Source organism: Exiguobacterium sp. s57 (genome assembly GCF_018617685.1).
Lineage (GTDB): Bacteria > Bacillota > Bacilli > Exiguobacteriales > Exiguobacteriaceae > Exiguobacterium > Exiguobacterium marinum.
In genome coordinates this window covers 553197-567296 of sequence record NZ_JACSKR010000001.1, presented here as the reverse complement: position 1 = coordinate 567296, position 14100 = coordinate 553197, and the positions used below count along the sequence as shown (strand labels likewise).

Below are 14100 nucleotides of genomic sequence, written 5' to 3'. Positions count from 1 at the left end.
GTCTCACTTGGAATCATCCGAGTGAGATTTTTTTAGTATAATTTTTAGACAATTGGTAGTTCTATCCTGTCCGTGCATTGCATTCTCACTCTTAAATAAGTACAATAAAGTTATGCGTGGGCTTGCCCGTGCTACTCACTTATTAAAAAAATAAAATAACCTTGCGAAAGGGAGGTGAACATGATGGAATGGCTATACTGGCTTATTCTGATCCTCCTTTTGCCGATAGCTTTTGTTGCAGGTTTTTTTGTGCGTAAATCGATCGCCGAAGCGAAGATTCAAGGTGCCGAGACGGAAGCGACTAAGATTGTGGAGCAAGCCAAACAACAATCGGAAGCGATGCAAAAAGAAGCACGGCTTGAAGTAAAAGAAGAGATGATTCAACTTCGTAATGAGACGGAACAGGAATTACGTGAACGTCGCGAAGACCAGAAAGTGAAAGAGAATCGCCTCGTTCAAAAAGAAGAGCTTCTCGACCGCAAAGCAGACATGCTCGAGCGGAAAGAAGACTCACTTGATGAACAGGAACGAGGACTCGAAAAGCGCAAGCGTGAAGCAGAAATGCTTGAAAGCAAAGTGGAGGACTTATACGCAGAGGCACGCCAAGAACTTGTACGCGTGGCATCCCTCTCGAAAGATGAAGCACGTACCATCATCATGGACGAAGCGAAGCAGGAAGCGCTTCATGATGCTGCTCTCCTTCAAAAAGAAATCGAGCAAAAAGCAAAACAAGAAGCGGATAAAAAAGCGAAACACCTCTTATCTCTCACGATGCAACGATACGCTGCTGAACATGTCGCTGAGACGACGGTATCCGTTGTTAACTTACCGAGTGATGAGATGAAAGGTCGCATCATCGGGCGTGAGGGTCGTAACATCCGGACGCTCGAGACGTTGACTGGGATTGACCTCATCATTGATGACACACCAGAAGCCGTCATTTTGTCAGGTTTCGACCCGGTTCGCCGTGAAATCGCCAAAATGACGCTTGAAAAACTCGTTCAAGACGGTCGGATTCACCCGGCTCGAATTGAAGAGATGGTCGAGAAATCGCGTCGGGAAGTGGATGAGCGCATTCGTGAGTACGGAGAAGAAGCAACGTTCGAAGCCGGGATTCATGGACTCCATCCAGACCTCGTCAAAACACTCGGTCGCATGCGCTATCGTACGAGTTATGGTCAGAACGTCTTGTCTCACTCGGTCGAGGTGGCACACCTTGCCGGGATGATGGCAGCCGAACTCGGGGAAGATGTCACGCTCGCGAAGCGGGCAGGGCTCTTACACGATATCGGTAAAGCGATCGACCACGAAGTCGAAGGTAGTCACGTCGAGATCGGTGTGGAACTTGCGACGAAGTACAAAGAACATCCGGTCGTCATCAACTCGATTGCTTCCCACCACGGAGACGTCGAGGCGACATCGACGATTGCGGTACTTGTGGCAGCGGCCGACGCCTTGTCAGCAGCTCGCCCAGGAGCTCGCCAAGAGACACTTGAAAGCTACATTCGCCGTCTCGAACGACTCGAGTCAATCTGTGAGTCGTTTGAAGGTGTCGAAAAATCGTATGCGATTCAAGCGGGACGTGAAGTCCGAATCATCGTTCGTCCTGATGTCGTCGACGATGTCGTCGCCGGCAAGATGGCACGCGATATTTGTAAGCGAATCGAGGATGAACTCGATTATCCTGGACAAATTAAAGTGACGGTCATTCGTGAAACACGTTCCGTCGATTATGCGAAGTAAACGAAGCGGAGAATTTCTCCGCTTTTTCTGTTTGAGGGAGGATTTTATATGAAAATTTTATTTATCGGTGACGTGGTCGGTAAACCAGGTCGAGATATTTTAAGCAATCAGATTGGTCGGTTGAAAGATAAATACAACCCGACGTTCATGCTCGTCAACGGGGAGAATGCGGCGAACGGACGCGGTCTCACGAAAAAGATTTATCAACAGTTTTTGGAGCTCGGCTTTCATGGGGTGACGATGGGGAACCACACGTGGGACAACCGCGACATCTTTGATTGGATCGACGATGCCGACCGGATCGTTCGTCCGGCCAACTATCCGGATGGGACACCGGGTGTCGGGATGATGAAGCTAAAGCAGAATGGGAAGAAATTGGCCGTCATCAACGTCATGGGAAATGTCTTCTTGCCATCTCTTGACTGCCCGTTCCGGACTGTCAACCGTCTCATTGAAGAAGTGCGTGACGAGGTCGATGCGATCTTCGTCGATGTCCACGCCGAGGCGACAAGTGAAAAGATTGCGATGGGGTATCATCTCGATGGACGCGCTCAAGCCGTAGTAGGAACTCATACGCACGTGCAGACAGCGGACGAGCGTGTCCTACCGAACGGAACGGCCTACATTACAGACGTCGGCATGACCGGTCCACTAGACGGGGTGCTCGGGATGGATGCATCGGTCGTCTTAAAAAAATTTATGACACAACTCCCAGTTCGGTTTGAAGTTGCCGAGGGACGGGAACAACTTAATGGAGTTTTCATTACAATCGATGATCAGACGAAACGAGCGACAAAAATCGAACGAATACACCTAGATGATCAGACCGTCTGGTTTGATTGAACAACCTACCCGAGGGGGAAACAAGAATGGACGTACTCAAAGTTTCGGCAAAATCGAACCCTAACTCCGTTGCGGGTGCTTTAGCGGGTGTGCTACGTGAAAAAGGAACGTGTGAGATACAGGCGGTTGGGGCAGGTGCGCTGAATCAATCCGTCAAAGCCGTCGCAATCGCCCGAGGCTTTGTCGCGCCAAGCGGTCTCGATTTGATTTGCATTCCAGCCTTTACGGATATTATGATAGACGGTGAGGAACGTACTGCCATCAAGCTCATCATCGAGCCACGATGAGCAGTAGGGACATAGGTCCTATTCTTGTATAGAGGAGCCATCGGCGCGGATGGCTCCTCTTTTTTATAAAAATCGGACGTTCCATCTTCTCAGTTTCGTCATTTTATGACAAGATGATAAAGAACGTATCGTTCGATCATAAGAGACAAGAGGGGGACGTTTTCAATGGAACAACTCGTGTCAACCACAGAGAAGGAAACAACGACACCAGTAATGAAAGCGATTCAAAAACACACGGCCGGTTTTGGGGCAAAACTGGTCGACGTACCAGTTCCGACACCAGGGCCTGGAGAAGTGCTCATTCAAGTAAAAGCGACATCGATTTGCGGGACCGATGTCCACATCTATGAGTGGGATGAGTGGTCACAGAGTCGCGTCAAACCACCGTACGTATTTGGTCATGAATTTTCGGGAGAAGTCGTGGCGCTCGGGGAAGGGACGAAGCGTATCCAGATCGGACAAACCGTGTCTGCAGAGACGCATATCGTCTGTCATCAGTGTAAACAATGTTTGCGCGGACAGTATCACATCTGTAAGAACACAAAAATCATCGGCGTGGACACGCAAGGCTGCTTCGCAGAATACGTCGTCATGCCTGAAGAGAACCTATGGGTGAATCCGGAATCGATGCCGGTAAAACTCGCCTCGATTCAAGAACCACTCGGCAATGCGGTCCATACGGTGTTAGCGAGTGACGTGTCTGCCAAGTCGGTCGCCATCGTCGGTTGTGGGCCGATCGGACTCATGGCGGTCGGCGTCGCCAAAGCAGCAGGCGCAAGCCGAGTATACGCGGTCGACGTCAATCCGTATCGCTTAAAACTCGCTGAAGAGATGGGGGCGGATGTCGTCATCAACAGTTTAGAAGAGAATCCGCTCGAATTGATCGAGCGTGAGACAAACGGAGACGGGATTGATGTCGTCTGCGAGATGAGCGGACACCCGATTGCGATCGATCAGGCGTTCAAGATGGTCACGGCAGGTGGAGACGTCAACGTCTTGTCACTCCCGGCTCGTCCGGTCGCCATCGACCTCACGCGGGACGTCGTCTTTAAAGGGGTCCGTGTCCAAGGGATCACAGGACGAAAAATGTATGAGACGTGGAGCCAAGTCTCGACGATGCTTGCGACGGGTCAGTTGAACGTCGAACCGATCATCACGCACGTCTTTAAGCTCGAGGAGTTCGAGAAAGGGTTCGAACTCATGCGGGCAGGGAAATGTGGAAAGGTCGTCTTAATACCTTAAAGGGGGAAACAACATGGCATTTGAACATATTACAGAAGCAATCAATGAGATGAAAGAAGAGGGGACGTTCCGTAAGCTCGTCCCACTCGAATCGGCACAAGGGAATGAAGTGACAATCGATGGGAAATCACTCGTCCAGTTGTCCTCGAACAACTACCTCGGACTCGCGAACCATCCGCGATTAAAACAAGCGGCGATTGAAGCGGTCGAGCAATATGGGGCAGGAACGGGATCGGTCCGGACGATTGCCGGGACGTTCGAGATGCACGAAGCGTTTGAGCGTGAGCTCGCCGAGTTCAAACATACGGAGGCCTCACTCGTCTTCCAATCAGGGTTTGCGACGAACCTCGGGGTGTTGTCTGCACTGCTCGGACCGGAGGATGTCGTCATTAGTGACGCCCTCAACCATGCGTCCATCATTGATGGGATTCGTCTCACGAAAGCGGCGCGTCGTATTTATAAGCACGTCGACCTTGAAGACTTGGAGAAGGCGTTGAAAGAGACACAAGATTATCGCACGCGTCTCGTCGTGACGGACGGTGTATTTTCGATGGATGGGAACATCGCACCGCTCCCAGCCATCGTCGAACTCGCAGAGAAGTATGACGCTGCGGTCATGGTCGATGATGCGCACGCATCAGGTGTCCTTGGGAAAAATGGTCGTGGGACGGTCAATCACTTCGGTCTGGACGGTCGTGTCGCGCTACAGGTCGGGACGCTCTCAAAAGCAATCGGTGTCTTAGGTGGCTATGTCGCCTGTTCACAAGACGTACGCGATTACTTGATTCACAAAGGTCGCCCGTTCCTCTTCTCGACATCACATCCACCGGCAGTCGTGGCGGCGAACCGTGAAGCGATTCGTGTCATGAAAGAGGAAGAAGAGTTGTTCGACAAGCTATGGGCGAACACGGAGTTCTTCAAGAACGGTCTACGTGACCTCGGTTTCGATATCGGCCATGCGACGACACCGATCACACCGGTCATGCTCGGCGAAGAGACGCTTGCGCATACATTCTCAGACAAGTTGAAGGAACATGGTGTATTCGCACAGAGTATCGCTTTCCCGACGGTCGAGCGCGGGAAAGCTCGTATCCGGACCATCGTCACAGCGGAGCATACGCGAGACGACCTCGAACGAGCACTCGAAGCGTTCAAAACGGTCGCGCAAGAGTTAAATGTGACATTACACGCATAAACGAGGACTGCAGACGATTGTCTGCAGTTTTTTTTATGGAATCTTAAAACAAGAAAAATACCTAAACAAACTAATGATATTTCAATTACCGTATTGTGATTAAATGATTATAATGAAAAAAGAAGCAAGGCGAAATGCCTTGCTTAAATCATGAGTATCCCTCTAAATCCTCGAGCGGCATAATAAGAATCTGCACCATTGTGATAGACGAAGGTGTGGTCATAGCGACGGTCGCAGAACAGGGCGCCGCCTTTTTGACGAATGGTGTCCGGTGTGTGAATCCAACTCGACGTCTTCAAATCGAATGCACCGAGCGTTTGTAAGTGTCGATATGTTTCTTCGTCGAGAAGGGTTATGCCAATCTGTTCAGATAAGGCGACCGCGCTTCCGACAGGCTTATTCTTTTTACGTGCCTCAAGCGCTGGTTCGTCATAACAGAGACTTCGGCGACCACTCGGACTCTCGACTGAACAGTCGCAAAAAGCGAGATCTCCGTTAGGTAGACGAATCACGTCGGGTTCTCCGCCGGTCTCTTCCATCAAAGCGAGTGAGGTCAACTTATCCTGATCAATTTGAATTCGTTCAAATACGTCCGACCAGACGACGTCAGGATGACGTTCTACGTTTTCAATGAAACGAGACTCGAGGGTATTAAGTAATTCGAGGGTTTCTTCCTGTGAAAGCTTCGACATGACAAATCACTCCGATCATTTGTTTCTTTTAGTATACGATATGAATCGCTCCATTTTATCTTATCCATTGTGAGAAAGGGGAATCTGCCAGTTGAAAAATCATTTAAATAAGGCGCCCTCAATTTAAGAAGGCGCCTGTTGTTTATGCAGAGGATACGGTCAAGATGGACTGTTCAGTCAATCGTCCGATCCAGATCAACGGAAGGGTCACGAATGCTCCGAGAAGGTAAACCGAATCAATTGGTAGCCCGTCCGCAAGAAGACCGAACAATAAGCTTCCCACACTGAATGCGAGGGCATATCCTGTCTGTTGCACACTATATACATAAGGAAGCTGTGTAGCCGGAATCTGATCTTGAATGACGGTGTTCGTCTGGATGATGCGGATTTGTGTCGCTACGCCTTGAATCACTAGCGCCAAAATTGCAAACGCAAGATGCGCGGTCATGCCAAACAAGAGGGCGGCGACAATGGATAGGATGGCAGTCGACGGTAGCGAGGGCGCTCGTCGAGACCGATAAAGATAGGCACTCGTCGCAATCATACTAATCAAAAATGATGCGTTGAGAGTTCCCCACCAGCCCGTATCGACTTGTAGATGTTGCTCGAGATAGACGAGAAGCAACGCTGAAATCCAGAGCGTGCTAACAAAGGATTCATACGTGACAAACCAGGTCACACGACGAGCGAATACTGAGGTCTTTACATAAATAAGACTTTCAAATAAGGAAATCGATTCATCCGTTTCGTCATCGATCACGTCTTCCGTAAGCGATTGATAGAAGTAAATCGTCACAATCGTCGAAAGGCTGAAGAGAACGAGTGAAACGATTAACGCAATGGCGCTCGATGTGAGAGAGACGAGCATTGTCCCGAGCGGCCACATCGCAAGTTGGATGAACTGATTGGAACCTTGAACGAGGCTGTTCGCTTGTTGACGATTCGTCGTCAATCTAGGGATAAATGACGCTTGAATCGGACGCGCGAACCCATCGAGAAATGCAATGAACACGACGAGTCCGAGAACAAGAATCGAATCCGTGAAGAGAACGAGAACAAGGGTGACCGTCTTCATCAGTTGTGACAGGACGAGCGTTTTCCCGAGCGAGAAGTGACTGAGGATGCGGGCGAAAAAGAGTCCGCTGAGCGTCATACCGGCAGTCACGGCAATCGGAAAGCTGGCCGCCATGAGAGCGGACCCGGTTTGTTGATACAACAAGGCAATGAGCGCGACGATGTATAGGACATCGCCAATGTTTGCGAGCCACTGGCTAACAAGCAATGTGTAAAACGATTTCATCACAAATCTCCTCCGAATCTATTCAATTGGGTGGGTTGGACGAAACGTTATTACACATTTTCACCTCTTCATAAAATGATATAAAAATAATTATACAAAATTTGATGAATTCTGTAAACTTATCATATGGGTGAAATTGTCATAACAGGAGGATGGAATGATTCGACCCGCTTTGATACTACTGGGTAAGAAGCAATTGCGTGGGTTACTTTACGAAAGTGAATTGAAAAAATAATGAATGATGAGGATGGAACCAGATGCTTGAATATAAACTAAATGACGATATCACACTGAGAATGTTCAATACAGACGATGCGAACGAGCTATTTAAGCTGACGATTGCATCGAAGCCTTATTTGCGAGAGTGGCTTGGCTGGCTCGACTATATTGAGACGGTGGAAGACTCGAAGCAGAACATAGAGGGACGAATCAAAGGGTTGATTGAAACGGGCGGGCGCCCAAAATCGTTCGCTTTGATGTATAAAGGTGAACTTGCTGGAACAATTGGATTTAACGAAATTGATCGCGGAATCCAATGTGGCACGATCGGATACTGGCTCGGACAAGAGTTTCAAGGTAAGGGAATCATGAGTCAAGCGCTCGAGACCATCTTCGAATATGGGTTCCGAGACCTTAAACTAAATAAGATTGAAATTCGAGTCGCGACAGGGAATGTGAAGAGTCGGGCACTTCCGGAACGATTCGGCTTTAAAGAAGAAGGGGTCATTCGAGATGCGGAATGGCTATATGACCGTTACGTCGATCATGTCATTTATGGGTTGCTGCGACATGAATATTTGCAGCTAAACCATCATTCTAAAACTTATGATGAGGCTGGAAATCGTATGTAAACAACGACGAGAAAGATACGTATTTAAAAAAGGGGACTACTGAATGACAATCATATACTTTGTCAGACATGCACATTCTACTTATACGGCAGACGAATTCGCCAGACCGTTATCCGAGAGAGGAATGCATGATGTTTCTGAAATCACAAATCTTCTAATCGATGAAGGGATTGATATCGTGACTTCGAGTCCTTACAAACGAGCCGTTCAAACCGTCCAAGGCATCGCGGATTATCTTGGACAGGACATTGTAGTGATGGATGATTTGAGAGAGCGAACCTTGACTTCAGCACCGGCTAAAGACTTTACAAGCGCGATCGAAACTGTTTGGCAAAATCCTACGTTCACATGGGAAGGTGGAGAATCGAACGTTCAGGCTCAATCTAGAGGAATAGAGGCTCTAAAATCACTGCTCCGTACATACGAAGGGAAAAAAGTGGTGCTCGGTACACATGGAAATATCATGGTTCTCATGTTGAATTATTTTGATGATCAATATGGATATGAGTTTTGGAAAGAACTCGATATGCCGGATCTCTACAAGGCGACTTTTAAAAACGACACATTGATGAGTGTCGATAAGTTATATAAACCTCAAGGTTAGAAATCTATAGACTACTGATAACTGGTAAGACTAAGATACGTATAACTATATGAAAATGCGTTGAAGAGAAAAGTAAATCGAGTTCGTTTTTATACAGAGAACCTTGTAAGCTGAGAAAAGGTAAAAGACACTCGATTGAAAATGGTCTCTGAGCTTCGTCCTGAACGTGTGGATTCACAAGTAAGAGGCGACGGGATTTGTCATCCGTTATCCATGTCACGGTTATTCGTGTATAGCATGATACACAGTACTTGTAGAGGCATCTGATGTGAGTCAGATTGCGAATTAAGGTGGTACCGCGAGATTTTTTCTATCATTCTTGTAAAAACTAAAGAAAAATTAAATATGCATGCCATTATAATTTTAAATGACATTAAATTACGAAAGGACATTCTCCAATTCATAAGAGAATGTCCTTTCTGTCATTCAATAATCGGTTTGGATGATAATCGCTAATGATTTTTTTAAAATTTCCACATCACAATCCGATAAATGTTCGAAAACTTTTTCGTTCAGCTCAATCGTGGCAGCTTCGATTCCACTTTTCATTTCTTCAGCTTTTTGAGTAGGTACAACCAATACGTTTCTACGATTATCAGGATCAATCGAACGCTCGATCAGTCCTGATTTTTGCATTTTATCAAGTATTCCTGAAATCGTAGGAGCTTCAAGATACAACTTTTCTCCAATCTGTTTCGGGGAAAGCTGTCCGTCTCTCCACAAACAGTTTAATACACCATATTGAGCTGGAGTCACTTCATACTCTTCTAGTAGCTTGCTGAAATATTTAAAAACCTTATTCTGGCTAGCGCTTAGTAAAAAGTTAATACAATCTTTCAATTCCATATCGTTCTCCCCTTATCTTGACACTGTTCATCATAGCATGTTAAGTTTCGAGGTGAAACAGTTTTGGTGCAAAACAATTTTATATGCGAATTCTGAGGAGCCATCAAAATTCAACTCCAATGGTTAAAATCAATGCAAAATGAGGAGGTCAACAAAAGATGAATAATGAAAAAGAATTTTCAAATTGTTATGTAAAAGTTGAAAATCACGTAGCCTATCTGTTCGTCAATAATCCACCGGCAAATGTGATCAGTTCAGAGACGGTTAGCGGATTGTCAGATTGCGTTGATTATGTCGCGGAAGAACCAAACATAAAGGCAGTCGTGATTACAGGGGAAGGGAAATTCTTCGTTGCGGGTGCTGATATCAAAGAATTTGTATCTGCGTTCGATAGTGAAGAAAAAGGAAAATCTCTATCTGTAGAAGCACAATCTGTCTTAAATAAAATCGAACAATTAAACAAACCTGTCATTGCTGCGATTAATGGGGCTTGCTTAGGTGGAGGTTTGGAGCTTGCGATGAGTTGTCATATACGGATTGCTGCAGATGAAGCCAAGCTTGGGCAACCTGAACTGAACTTAGGATTAATACCGGGCTTTGGAGGTACGCAACGTTTGGCACGACTTACGAATAAGTCGAAGGCTCTTGAAATGATTTTGACTAGTAAAATCATTGGTGGGAAAGAAGCGGAATCAATTGGATTAGTAAACAAATCGGTGCCTCTTGCTGAATTAATGGATGAAGCGAAACAACTTGCCGAAACTATTGCTCTTAAAAAGAGTCGATCATCGATTGCGGCAACGATGGAGGCGGTAAATAAAGGTTTGGAAACAACATTAGACGAAGGTCTCGCAATTGAAGCGGACCTTTGGGCGAAGTTGTTTACAACGGAAGATATGAAAGAAGGAGTCAATGCTTTTATCGAAAAGCGTGAGGCGGAATTCCAAGATAAATAATGATTGGATCATTTCAACCTGTTCTCAGTAAGTGTACTTTGCGTTTAAGTCATAGCAACTTATACAATCATCAAGGCGGTGATCGATGATGGATATTCAAAAAAGTGTCGTCACAGAAGTTCAAAATGGAATTGGGTGGATCAAGCTGAATCGCCCCCGTGCGTTAAACTCCTTAAACGTTGACATGGTAGATACGATGAATGAACAGCTAAAAAAATGGAAGCTAGATGACAGTGTATCATTCGTATGTATTTACGGAGAAGGCGAAAAGGGTCTGTGCGCAGGTGGAGATATGCGCGCCTTATATGATTTAAAAGAAGATGATATAGAAGCATACGCCAAACAATTCTTTTCGATTGAGTACGAATTGGACTATGAGATTCATCATTATCCAAAACCAGTCGTCGTATTCATGAACGGTATAGTCATGGGTGGTGGCGTCGGACTATCAATAGGTGCCTCACACAGGATTGTAACTGAATCGTCCAAATGGGCAATGCCAGAAATGAACATCGGTTTTTTCCCTGATGTCGGGGCAAGTTATTTTTTAAATCAGATGCCTGGTTCAGTAGGAAGATATCTTGCTTTAACCGCGACCGTTATCCATGCACAAGATGCGCTCTATATCGGAGCGGCTGACCATTTCATTGAGAGCAAGGATTGGCCCAAATTAAAAGAAGGCATGATGGAAAAACGTTGGACGCCTGATTCAGTTGAAACGGACCTCAATCAGCTATTGGATTCGTTCCGGAGACCTGTTTCTCTTCCTTCGTCAATATCATCCGTACAAGACAAAATCGATCAGTACTTTCGGTTTGAAACAATTGAAGAGATTATTTCATCGCTTAAACAAGGTGCGAGAACAGGCGATGAGTGGGCAGAGAAAACGATAGAGACACTCCGATCTATGTCACCCACGTCATTGAAAGTGACCCTTCGTCAAATGCAGAAAGGGAAAGAGCAATCTCTTCAAGCGTGTTTTGATATGGAACAAAACCTCGCGTTGCATTTTATGAAATGTCATGATTTCTATGAAGGGGTTCGTTCAGTTCTTGTTGATAAAGATCGTACTCCGAAATGGAATCCTTCTACACTTAGCGAAGTGACAGAACGGCAAGTTGATTCTTTTTTTGAAACGGTATAGCGATGGATTGTTTACGTTTAATAACAGTACTAGACCCGCCCTTTACGAGAGGGCGGGTCTTTCGTCTGAATCGAATAATTCGGTTCCGAACTCCTCATACGCCTGCTCGTACCGGCGAAGGGAAGACTCTTTATGCATACACGTGATGTTCATCCGCTCGATTGGCGTCATGTCGGTCGCATATGTCTTTAACACGTGGGCGTTCCTGAGCATCGACGGGGTGACGGAACGTGCGAATCCGCTCCGTTCATTTAATTGACGCATCATCTTCGTGATCATGACGATCGTCAATTGCTTCGGTTGATTTTTCGCGTACACCCAGCGGAACGTCATCCGTGCGAAATCGAATGAAACGAAGACGGGGTCTTCTGAATACCAGCGTGGTCTTACTGGCGTCGGGATATCGGCCAAGTAGTTCATGAGTAACGATTGGTCTTCTTGGGACAGCTTCAACGTGAACTGGTTGCCGAGCCGGTCATACACATCAAAGGTCTGGTCGGCCAAATGTAAGTCGCTCATTCGCAAACGAATGATGTGATGGACACGTAATCCATATTTATAGAAGAGTGTCACAATCAGTTCGTTCCGATTGATAAGATAGGGATGAGCTTGGAGCTGATTCTCACTCAATCCTCTCGTCGATCGAATCGTTTGAACGAGCCGGTCGAATTCAGACTCGAGTGCGATTTGATCGATTGTCAGCGTATGCGCCGGCTGTGAATAGGCAAGCATCTTTTTCCGAAGCGGATTTAAAAAGTGGGTCAGGCTATTGATGACCGTGACGATGCGGGCGACGGTCGCCTGTTGATAGTGCTTCTCTTCGATTAAGAAGTCGTTCACGAACGTCTTCCACGATTCGATTGGGACGTCTAGCCAGTCCGTCGGTTCGTTTAGTTCGACATTGTGGTCGTGAAAGTATTTATGCACGTCAATCAAGTCGTAGCGATATCGTTTGAGCGTCGAGGGTTGACGACCGCTTGCACCGAGATGATACAAGTAAGTTTCGATAAACTCGGGAAGCGGATAGTCTTTTCTACGTTTCGTCATGGTCAAGCCTCCTTCTTCCTTTATCCTACCACAAACGGACGTTCTCTATGCGCTGATTCGTGGTAAGATGAAAGGTGAGACTTTATGGAATGAGGGATTACATGATTGAACGTGAAAAAGTTGTTATCGTCGGCTGTCAGTTACCGAATGTCGATGATTGGACATATGAACAGTCGATGGGCGAGCTCGTCGAACTCGTGGACACGGCGCAAGGTGACGTCGTTGCCCGGCTCGACCAAAAACGCCAACAAATCGACCGTCGTACCTTTATCGGGAAAGGGAAAATAGAAGAACTTGCGATGCTCGTTGAGCAGTTCGAGCCGGACCTGTTGATTTTCAACGCCGAGTTGACGCCTGCGCAGTCGAAGAACATTCGCATCGCCCTGAACGACCCGGACGAGATGAAGCTGATCGACCGTACGCAACTCATCTTAGACATCTTTGCAAGTCGTGCCCAGTCACGTGAAGGGAAGCTACAAGTCGAACTCGCGCAGATGAACTATTTGCTTCCCCGTCTAATCGGACAAGGGACACAGCTCTCACGGCTCGGTGGAGGGATCGGGACACGTGGTCCTGGTGAGACGAAGCTTGAGTCGGATCGTCGCCATATCAAGCGTCGCATCGATGAGATCACAAAACAACTCGAAGGAACAGTCGCGCACCGTGATCGTTACCGAGAACGCCGGAAAGAAAATCGTGTGTTCCAAGTCGCTCTTGTCGGGTATACGAACGCTGGGAAGTCGACAATCTTCAACCGGTTGACGGATGCGGACACGTATGAGCAGGATGAATTGTTCGCGACGCTAGACCCGTTGACGCGTGAGCTCGAACTCCCGCGTGGTGGGAAAGTGCTCATCACGGATACGGTCGGATTTATTCGCGACCTACCGACTAAGCTTGTCGCTGCGTTCCGTTCGACATTAGAAGAGGTGGTCGGTGCCGACCTGATTCTCCATGTGATTGACGCATCGAATCCACATTACTTGAACCAGATCGATACGACCAATGCGGTACTTGAAGAACTCGGTGCGAGTGAGGTGCCCCAACTCGAGGTGTATAATAAAAAAGACCGTCTCACGACAGACTTTGTCGGCGGACCGTTGTTAATCTCGGCAATCGCACCAGAAGATATCGAGACTTTGACAGGTGCGCTCGAGGATAAGATTGCGGACATTTTGACAAAAGTTCATGTCATCCTACCGGTGACGGCTTTTGAACATTATCATCCAGCCAAAGAGGTGATGTATCGTCTTCAAGAAAACTTCTTAGAGGATGGCTCTGTCGAATTGGTCGGTTATATGAGAGAAGACACGCGTCTATACGCGACGCTAAAACAATTTGAGGTGTAAG

At 46.9% G+C, this 14100-nt stretch carries 14 protein-coding genes and 1 other annotated feature; of the genes, 10 read left to right on the top strand and 4 right to left on the bottom strand.

Annotated features, from left to right (window positions below):
- Positions 1-180 precede the first annotated feature (180 nt).
- From rny to KNO98_RS02885, 5 genes are all read left to right on the top strand, one after another.
- Positions 181-1743 (top strand): ribonuclease Y, encoded by a 1563-nt coding sequence (gene rny / locus KNO98_RS02905; protein WP_026825831.1) that lies wholly within the window; start codon positions 181-183, stop codon positions 1741-1743.
- A 48-nt stretch (positions 1744-1791) separates the two neighbouring features.
- Positions 1792-2586: a TIGR00282 family metallophosphoesterase gene (locus KNO98_RS02900; RefSeq protein ID WP_214698846.1), complete on the top strand. Its 795-nt coding sequence runs from the start codon at positions 1792-1794 to the stop codon at positions 2584-2586.
- A gap of 26 nt (positions 2587-2612) precedes the next feature.
- Complete coding sequence (locus KNO98_RS02895; protein WP_026825833.1) at positions 2613-2873, top strand: stage V sporulation protein S; 261 nt, start codon at positions 2613-2615, stop codon at positions 2871-2873.
- 165 nt (positions 2874-3038) lie between these two features.
- Entirely contained in the window at positions 3039-4115 is a 1077-nt protein-coding gene (gene tdh, locus KNO98_RS02890; RefSeq protein WP_026825834.1) for an L-threonine 3-dehydrogenase, read from the top strand.
- Between the two features lie 13 nt (positions 4116-4128).
- Entirely contained in the window at positions 4129-5310 is a 1182-nt protein-coding gene (locus tag KNO98_RS02885) for a glycine C-acetyltransferase (RefSeq protein WP_214698844.1), read from the top strand.
- A 143-nt stretch (positions 5311-5453) separates the two neighbouring features.
- Here KNO98_RS02885 and KNO98_RS02880 read toward each other — a convergent pair whose 3' ends face one another.
- A complete protein-coding gene (locus KNO98_RS02880; RefSeq protein ID WP_214698842.1) occupies positions 5454-6002 on the bottom strand; it encodes a DUF4256 domain-containing protein in 549 nt (182 codons plus the stop codon).
- Positions 6003-6144: 142 nt separating this feature from the next.
- Complete coding sequence (locus tag KNO98_RS02875; RefSeq protein ID WP_214698840.1) at positions 6145-7302, bottom strand: MFS transporter; 1158 nt, start codon at positions 7300-7302, stop codon at positions 6145-6147.
- Between the two features lie 257 nt (positions 7303-7559).
- Here KNO98_RS02875 and KNO98_RS02870 point away from each other — a divergent pair, with 257 nt between their 5' ends.
- Positions 7560-8153: a GNAT family N-acetyltransferase gene (locus tag KNO98_RS02870; protein ID WP_214698838.1), complete on the top strand. Its 594-nt coding sequence runs from the start codon at positions 7560-7562 to the stop codon at positions 8151-8153.
- A gap of 43 nt (positions 8154-8196) precedes the next feature.
- Positions 8197-8757, top strand: a complete 561-nt coding sequence (locus KNO98_RS02865; RefSeq protein WP_214698836.1) for a histidine phosphatase family protein — start codon at positions 8197-8199, stop codon at positions 8755-8757.
- Between the two features lie 51 nt (positions 8758-8808).
- Positions 8809-9081 (top strand) — a binding site (T-box leader).
- A 102-nt stretch (positions 9082-9183) separates the two neighbouring features.
- Here KNO98_RS02865 and KNO98_RS02860 read toward each other — a convergent pair.
- Complete coding sequence (locus tag KNO98_RS02860) at positions 9184-9603, bottom strand: MarR family winged helix-turn-helix transcriptional regulator (RefSeq protein ID WP_026825840.1); 420 nt, start codon at positions 9601-9603, stop codon at positions 9184-9186.
- 158 nt (positions 9604-9761) lie between these two features.
- On the opposite strand from KNO98_RS02860, the gene KNO98_RS02855 reads away from it, so the two are divergent.
- Together KNO98_RS02855 and KNO98_RS02850 are read left to right on the top strand one after the other, a co-directional pair.
- Positions 9762-10559, top strand: a complete 798-nt coding sequence (locus tag KNO98_RS02855; RefSeq protein ID WP_214698834.1) for an enoyl-CoA hydratase — start codon at positions 9762-9764, stop codon at positions 10557-10559.
- An 88-nt stretch (positions 10560-10647) separates the two neighbouring features.
- Positions 10648-11703, top strand: a complete 1056-nt coding sequence (locus KNO98_RS02850) for an enoyl-CoA hydratase/isomerase family protein (RefSeq protein WP_214698832.1) — start codon at positions 10648-10650, stop codon at positions 11701-11703.
- A 42-nt stretch (positions 11704-11745) separates the two neighbouring features.
- On the opposite strand, the gene KNO98_RS02845 is transcribed toward KNO98_RS02850, so the two are convergent.
- Positions 11746-12750 (bottom strand): tyrosine-type recombinase/integrase, encoded by a 1005-nt coding sequence (locus KNO98_RS02845; protein WP_214698830.1) that lies wholly within the window; start codon positions 12748-12750, stop codon positions 11746-11748.
- A gap of 101 nt (positions 12751-12851) precedes the next feature.
- On the opposite strand from KNO98_RS02845, the gene hflX reads away from it, so the two are divergent.
- Positions 12852-14099 carry a GTPase HflX gene (gene hflX / locus KNO98_RS02840; RefSeq protein ID WP_026825844.1) on the top strand — a complete coding sequence of 416 codons (1248 nt, stop codon included), beginning with the start codon at positions 12852-12854 and terminating at the stop codon, positions 14097-14099.
- Position 14100: the final 1 nt, after the last annotated feature.

Bases quoted from the DNA above. Each gene is read 5' to 3' on its own strand.
- rny (WP_026825831.1), top strand. From the start codon at position 181: ATGATGGAATGGCTATACTGGCTTATTCTGATCCTCCTTTTGCCGATA.
- KNO98_RS02900 (WP_214698846.1), top strand. From the start codon at position 1,792: ATGAAAATTTTATTTATCGGTGACGTGGTCGGTAAACCAGGTCGAGAT.
- KNO98_RS02895 (WP_026825833.1), top strand. From the start codon at position 2,613: ATGGACGTACTCAAAGTTTCGGCAAAATCGAACCCTAACTCCGTTGCG.
- tdh (WP_026825834.1), top strand. From the start codon at position 3,039: ATGGAACAACTCGTGTCAACCACAGAGAAGGAAACAACGACACCAGTA.
- KNO98_RS02885 (WP_214698844.1), top strand. From the start codon at position 4,129: ATGGCATTTGAACATATTACAGAAGCAATCAATGAGATGAAAGAAGAG.
- KNO98_RS02880 (WP_214698842.1), bottom strand. From the start codon at position 6,002: ATGTCGAAGCTTTCACAGGAAGAAACCCTCGAATTACTTAATACCCTC.
- KNO98_RS02875 (WP_214698840.1), bottom strand. From the start codon at position 7,302: ATGAAATCGTTTTACACATTGCTTGTTAGCCAGTGGCTCGCAAACATT.
- KNO98_RS02870 (WP_214698838.1), top strand. From the start codon at position 7,560: ATGCTTGAATATAAACTAAATGACGATATCACACTGAGAATGTTCAAT.
- KNO98_RS02865 (WP_214698836.1), top strand. From the start codon at position 8,197: ATGACAATCATATACTTTGTCAGACATGCACATTCTACTTATACGGCA.
- KNO98_RS02860 (WP_026825840.1), bottom strand. From the start codon at position 9,603: ATGGAATTGAAAGATTGTATTAACTTTTTACTAAGCGCTAGCCAGAAT.
- KNO98_RS02855 (WP_214698834.1), top strand. From the start codon at position 9,762: ATGAATAATGAAAAAGAATTTTCAAATTGTTATGTAAAAGTTGAAAAT.
- KNO98_RS02850 (WP_214698832.1), top strand. From the start codon at position 10,648: ATGGATATTCAAAAAAGTGTCGTCACAGAAGTTCAAAATGGAATTGGG.
- KNO98_RS02845 (WP_214698830.1), bottom strand. From the start codon at position 12,750: ATGACGAAACGTAGAAAAGACTATCCGCTTCCCGAGTTTATCGAAACT.
- hflX (WP_026825844.1), top strand. From the start codon at position 12,852: ATGATTGAACGTGAAAAAGTTGTTATCGTCGGCTGTCAGTTACCGAAT.